At 64.1% G+C, this 699-nt stretch carries 1 pseudogene; it reads left to right on the top strand.

The window, feature by feature from the left end:
• A pseudogene (locus ACLJK8_RS23055) lies at nucleotides 1–699 on the top strand (IS3 family transposase); the annotation flags it as partial.

Raw genomic sequence — 699 nt, 5'->3', positions numbered from 1 at the left:
CCTGCGCGGCTCTGCTGGTCAATCGCTCCACCTGCCAATACCGCTCGCGCCGGCTCGGGCAGGTCGCGCTGGAAGCTCGCGTCAAGGAGATCTGCGAAACCCGCGTGCGCTACGGCTACCGCCGGGTGCACGTGCAACTCCGCCGTGAGGGTTGGGAGGTGAACCACAAGAAGGTTCATCGCATTTACAAGGAGTTGGGCTTGCAGCTGCGCAACATCGAGGCGTGAGCCGCCATTGGTTCAAGGCCACGCCGAGGGCCCAAACGCCGCGTGAAGGCGAAGCTCCGCGAGGACCGGGCCGCGCCGTCCGCCGCGAACCAGGTCTGGGCCATGGATTTCGTTCACGACCAACTCGCGACGGGCAGGAAGCCGCGGGTCCTGACCGTCGTTGATACCTGGTCGCGGTTCTCACCGGTCATCGATCCGCGCTTCAGCTATCGCGGCGAGGATGTGGTTCGGACCCTCGAAGAAACCTGCGCTCGCATTGGCTACCCGAAGACGATCCGGGTTGACCAGGGCACCGAGTTCGTCTCTCGCGATCTCGACCTCTGGGCGTATCAGCGGGGCGTGACGCTCGACTTCTCCAGGCCTGGCAAGCCGACCGACAATGCGTTCATCGAAGCGTTCAACGGCAAATTCCGTCAGGAGTGCCTCAACGCGCACTGGTTCCTGACGCTTGCGGATGCCGGCGAAAAGATGG

The sequence above is a fragment of the Amaricoccus sp. W119 genome, assembly GCF_047275745.1.
GTDB lineage: Bacteria > Pseudomonadota > Alphaproteobacteria > Rhodobacterales > Rhodobacteraceae > Amaricoccus.
The sequence above is the reverse complement of the archived record's forward strand: the minus strand, read 5'-3'. Positions and strand labels throughout refer to the sequence as shown.